3 protein-coding genes and 2 pseudogenes are annotated in these 4533 nt (G+C 70.1%); 2 read left to right on the top strand and 3 right to left on the bottom strand.

The window, feature by feature from the left end:
* Positions 1–141 (top strand): annotated as a pseudogene (locus HC022_RS19590) (bifunctional methylenetetrahydrofolate dehydrogenase/methenyltetrahydrofolate cyclohydrolase); the annotation flags it as partial.
* Positions 142–157: 16 nt separating this feature from the next.
* Here the strand turns inward: HC022_RS19590 and HC022_RS19585 are convergent.
* The 3 genes from HC022_RS19585 to HC022_RS19575 all read right to left on the bottom strand — a co-directional run bounded on the left by HC022_RS19585 (position 158) and on the right by HC022_RS19575 (position 3966).
* Positions 158–565 (bottom strand): PaaI family thioesterase, encoded by a 408-nt coding sequence (locus tag HC022_RS19585; protein WP_167453544.1) that lies wholly within the window; start codon positions 563–565, stop codon positions 158–160.
* Positions 566–604: 39 nt separating this feature from the next.
* Positions 605–1270, bottom strand: coding sequence for a ligase-associated DNA damage response endonuclease PdeM (gene pdeM, locus HC022_RS19580; protein ID WP_167453543.1), 666 nt, complete (start codon positions 1268–1270; stop codon positions 605–607).
* A 275-nt stretch (positions 1271–1545) separates the two neighbouring features.
* Positions 1546–3966 (bottom strand): ligase-associated DNA damage response DEXH box helicase, encoded by a 2421-nt coding sequence (locus HC022_RS19575; RefSeq protein ID WP_167453542.1) that lies wholly within the window; start codon positions 3964–3966, stop codon positions 1546–1548.
* A gap of 338 nt (positions 3967–4304) precedes the next feature.
* On the opposite strand from HC022_RS19575, the pseudogene HC022_RS19570 reads away from it, so the two are divergent.
* Positions 4305–4533: pseudogene (locus HC022_RS19570) on the top strand (glutathione-dependent disulfide-bond oxidoreductase); the annotation flags it as partial.

Here is a 4533-nt window from a genome sequence, read left to right as displayed (position 1 = left end):
AGCTGCGCCGAGGTGGCGGGGGCGATCACCCCGGTGCCGGGCGGCGTCGGTCCGATGACCATCGCCTGCCTGCTGGCGAACACCGTCACCGCCTGCTGCCGGGCGAACGGCCTGGCCGAGCCCGAGGGGCTAACGGCCTGATCCCTGCGGGTGCCGCTCAGAGCGGCACCATCGTCCCGGTGAGAAGGGCGGCGTGGGTCTCGACCCCGTCCGCCACCGCGAAGACATCCGCCGTGACGATCACCAGCCTGCGGCCGGATTTCACCACCCGGCCCCGGGCCACCAGCGTCTCGCCCCGGGCGGGGGCCAGCAGGTGGATCTTCATTTCCGAGGTCACCACGTCGTGGTCCTCGGGAATCACCGTGAGCGCCGAGTAGCCGGCGGCGCTGTCGCCGATGGCGAAGGCCAGCGCCGCGTGGGCAAAGCCGTGCTGCTGCTGCAGGTCGCCGCGGACCGCCGCCTCGATGCTCACCGCGCCGGGTGCCACCGAAACCAGCCGCGCGCCGATCGTCTGCATCATCGTCTGCCGGTCGAAGCTCGACCTTATCCGTGTCTCGAGATCCATGCCGCGCAGAAGGCCATGCGACCCGGCGCTTGGCAAGCCTCAGCCGCGCGGCATCGGGATCGCCACAGGCGACGGCCCGGTGAGAATCGCCGTGGCCCCGGGTGCCATGAGCCCGGTCAGCACCGCCGTGTCGCAGTGCAGCCCTCCGGTATAGGCACCATAGGCGGGCAGGATCAGCCGCGCCCGGTCCACGAGGAAACAGGGCCGCGTCAGGGCCCTGCCACGCAGCCGCAGCCGCGCCTTGGGGTGGTAGTGCCCAGAGACCTCGCCCTCGGCGTCGGGCGTGGCGATGTGCCGGAACGCAAGCTTGCGGACCCGCAACTCGGCGCGGTGACTGCCGCCAAGCGCGACCGGGCCCGGGTCGTGGTTGCCCTCGATCCATGTCCAGTCCCGGCCCGCCTGCAGCCGCGCGATCCAGAGCCTTTCGCGCTCGGGCATCTCGTCGGCGATGCCGCGGGCGTCGAAGCTGTCGCCGAGGCAGATCACCCGGGCAGCCCCGGTCTCGGTCAGATCCGTCTCGAGCCGCAGCAGCGTCTCTTGAGTCTCGTAGGGCGGCAGTGCCGCGCCGCCGACCGCCGAGAGCCGGGCGGATTTGCCGAAATGCAGGTCCGAGACCACCAGCAGCCGCTCGTCTTCCCAGTAGAGCGCGCCCGAGGGCAGCGCGGCAAGCTCGGCGCCGCGGAAGGTGAAGCGGAGGGTGTTCATGGGATGTTCCTTGCCGCAATCGGGGGAGCGAGACAAGGGGGCGGCGATCACTCGGGCGATACGCACATGACGCGGCCGAGTGCGCGCACGATCCACCACCACGCCAGCAGGCCGAGGACAATGCCGGGCAGAATCCACCAGCCCTTTGGAAATGGATTTCTTGGAAATCGCGTCATCGCTCTAAAAACAAAGAATCTGTCACCAAGGGTCGCCGACTTGGCGCCGGCAACGCAAGCAATTGAGTCCCTGGAGGCGACACTCTGCCTGAGCGGTAATCACTTTGCCTTGTCAATCAGCGCGAGGCCCGAGCTGTCGAAAAGCGCCGTCACCTCGTCGCGCAGCAGTCGCTCGTCCGCGCTGCCGGCGATCGGCACCCGTCCGGGCTCGAGGAAGAGCGGCGCCGAGAGCGGCGAGACCCGGTCCAGCCGCAGCAGGTCGATGCGGTCGCCCACCCGTTCGCACATCTCGCGGATGCGGGAGAAATCGACCATGCCGCGCATCGCCTCCTCGCGGGTGATCTGCAGCAGGATGTGGTCGGGGTCGTATTTGACCAGCGTGTCGTAGAGGATGTCAGACGACATCGTCGCCTGCCGCCCGCTCTTGCGCTGGCCCGCGGTGTTGCGCTCGATGAGCCCCGCGATGGTGGCCGAGGCCCGGAACGTGCGCTTCATCACCGCGTTGCCCTGCAGCCATGTCTCGAGCCCTGCCTCGAGCTTGGCGAGGTCGAAGAGCGGCGCCGGATCGGTCACCGCGTCCAGCCCCCAGATCAGCACCGCATAGTCCGAGGACACGAAGCCCATGGGGGCGAGCCCCTCTTCCTCCATCCGCTTGGTGAGCAGAAGGCCCAGCGTCTGCATGGCGTTGCGCCCGGCGAAGCCATAGGCCACGAGCTGCTCGCGCCCGTCGTGGGGGAAGCTCTCGATCAGCAGGCGGCCGGGCTCTGGCAGCCGGCTGACCTCGCGCTGAAGCGCCAGCCACTCGGCGGTGTGGGCGGGCAGGCCGGGCCATCCGGGCTGGCGGAACATGCGCAGGATGCGGTGCGAGAGCTGCGTCGAGGTGGCGAACTTGGTGCCCATGAAGGTGGCGATCTTGGGCTTCTTCGCGGCGTCGCGGGTGACCTCGACCACCATTTCGCGCAGGCCCTCGTAGCGCACGATCTGGCCACCGATGAGGAAGGTGTCGCCGCGGCTGAGAGAGGTGGCGAAGCCTTCCTCGATCTCGCCCAGCGGCGCGCCGCCACGGCCGCGCCAGCGGACCTTGAGCGTGTCGGTGTCCTGGATCGTGCCGATGTTCTGCCGGATGCGCGCCGCCGAGCGTGGGTCGCGCAATTGCCAGAGCCCGTCCGGGCGCTGCAGCAAGCGCTGCCAGCGGTCGTAGGCCCGCAGCGCGTAGCCGCCGGTGGCGCAGAAGGCGAGGCAGGCGTCGAACTCGGCCCGGGTGAGGTCGGCGTAGGCCCCGGCCTGCGTCATCTCGGCGTAAAGCGCATCAGCCCCGAACGGCCCGGCGCAGGCGGCGATGAGGATGTGCTGGCAAAGCACGTCGCGCGGCCCGCGTCCGCGCCACTCGCCGTCGAGATCGTGCTCCTTCACGGCCTCGAGCGCGGCGAGGCATTCGACCACCTCGAAGCGGTTGGCGGGCACCAGCAGCGCCTTCGATGGCGCGTTGTACCGGTGGTTGGCCCGCCCGATGCGCTGCACCAGCCGCTTGACGTTCTTCGGCGCGCCGATCTGGATCACCAGATCCACGTCGCCCCAGTCGATCCCGAGGTCCAGCGAGCCGGTGCAGACGATGGCGCGCAGCTCGCCCCGGACCATCGCGGCCTCGACCTTTTCGCGCTGGCCGCGGTCGAGCGAGCCGTGGTGGATGCCGATCGGCAGCGCGTCCTCGTTGGCGAGCCAGAGGTTGTGGAAGAAGATCTCGGCCTGCGCCCGCGTGTTGTGAAAGATCAGCGTGGTACGGTGCTGCTTCACCTGCTCGAGCACCGCGTGAATGCTGTAGGCGGCGCCGCCCCCGGACCACGGCGGCGCGGCCTCGGTGACCAGCATCGAGATGTCGGGCTCGGGGCCGGGGTCGGCCTCGACAATCTCGCAGGGATCGGGATGGCGGGCGAGCAGCCGGGCGATGGTCTGCGGATCCTCGACCGTGGCCGAGAGCCCGACACGGCGCAGGTCGGGGCACATGCCCTGCAGCCGCGCCAGCGCCAGCATCAGCTGGTCGCCGCGCTTGCTTTCCGCCAGCGCGTGGACCTCGTCCACCACCACCCGCTGCAGCCCCGCGAACATGCGCGGCGCGTCCTCGTAGGAGGTCAGCAGCGCGAGGCTCTCGGGCGTGGTGAGCAGGATGTGCGGCGGGTCGGCGCGCTGGCGCTTCTTGCGGCTGGCGGGGGTGTCGCCGGTGCGGTCCTCGACCCGGATCGGCAGCCCGGCTTCCTCGATGGGGATCAGCAGGTTGCGCCGGATGTCGGCGGCCAGCGCCTTGAGCGGCGAGACGTAGAGCGTGTGCAGCCCGCTGCGCGGCGCCTCGGTCAGCTCGGCCAGCGTCGGCAGGAACCCCGCCAGCGTCTTGCCGCCGCCGGTGGGCGCGATCAGCAGCAGGCAGGGCGCGTCCGCCCGCTCGAGCATGGCGCTCTGGTGCGGGTGGATCTGCCAGCCTCGCCGGTCGAACCAGCCTTGGAGTGGGGTGGGAAGCGCTCTCATGTCGGGGAAGATAGGGGCGCACGAACAGAAGGGAAACGTGCGCTGCGCCGCGACGTCCGGAATCCCCCGTCTGACGAAGGCGCAGCGGCGGCGGCTGCCGTCCCCTGCCCATCGACAGTGCCGGGCGGGCGCCCGTCGGCATGGTCCCGGTGCGCGACATCCCGTCCCGGGACCGCCTCATGGCCGGGCATTTCCGCGACAGATGCGACCCGGCCGCCTGATCTCTGTCCTGCGCGTCCGGGCGCGAGGGACCTGTGCAGCGTGGCACAGGTCCGGGTCTGGCATTTCCCCGATCCGTCGTTACGTTTCTCGGGGAACAATCGGAAGGGAATGCGCCAATGACCGAAGAGTACACCCCGCCCCGGGTCTGGACTTGGGAAAAGGAGAACGGCGGCCAGTGGGCGTCGCTCAACCGTCCCATCGCGGGGGCGACCCACGACAAGGAGCTGCCGACCGGAGAGCACCCGTTCCAGCTCTACAGCCTTGCCACCCCCAACGGGCAGAAGGTGACGATCCTGTTCGAGGAGCTGCTCGCTGCCGGCCACGACGCCGAATACGACGCGTGGC

It is taken from the genome of Salipiger sp. HF18, from assembly GCF_011806505.1.
In the GTDB taxonomy this organism is placed as follows: Bacteria; Pseudomonadota; Alphaproteobacteria; order Rhodobacterales; family Rhodobacteraceae; genus Salipiger; species Salipiger thiooxidans.
The sequence above is the reverse complement of the archived record's forward strand: the minus strand, read 5'-3'. Positions and strand labels throughout refer to the sequence as shown.

What these genes read in the sequence shown, in the direction of transcription:
- HC022_RS19575 (WP_167453542.1), bottom strand. Translation starts at nt 3,966, where the DNA reads ATGAGAGCGCTTCCCACCCCACTCCAAGGCTGGTTCGACCGGCGAGGC.
- HC022_RS19585 (WP_167453544.1), bottom strand. Translation starts at nt 565, where the DNA reads ATGGATCTCGAGACACGGATAAGGTCGAGCTTCGACCGGCAGACGATG.
- pdeM (WP_167453543.1), bottom strand. Translation starts at nt 1,270, where the DNA reads ATGAACACCCTCCGCTTCACCTTCCGCGGCGCCGAGCTTGCCGCGCTG.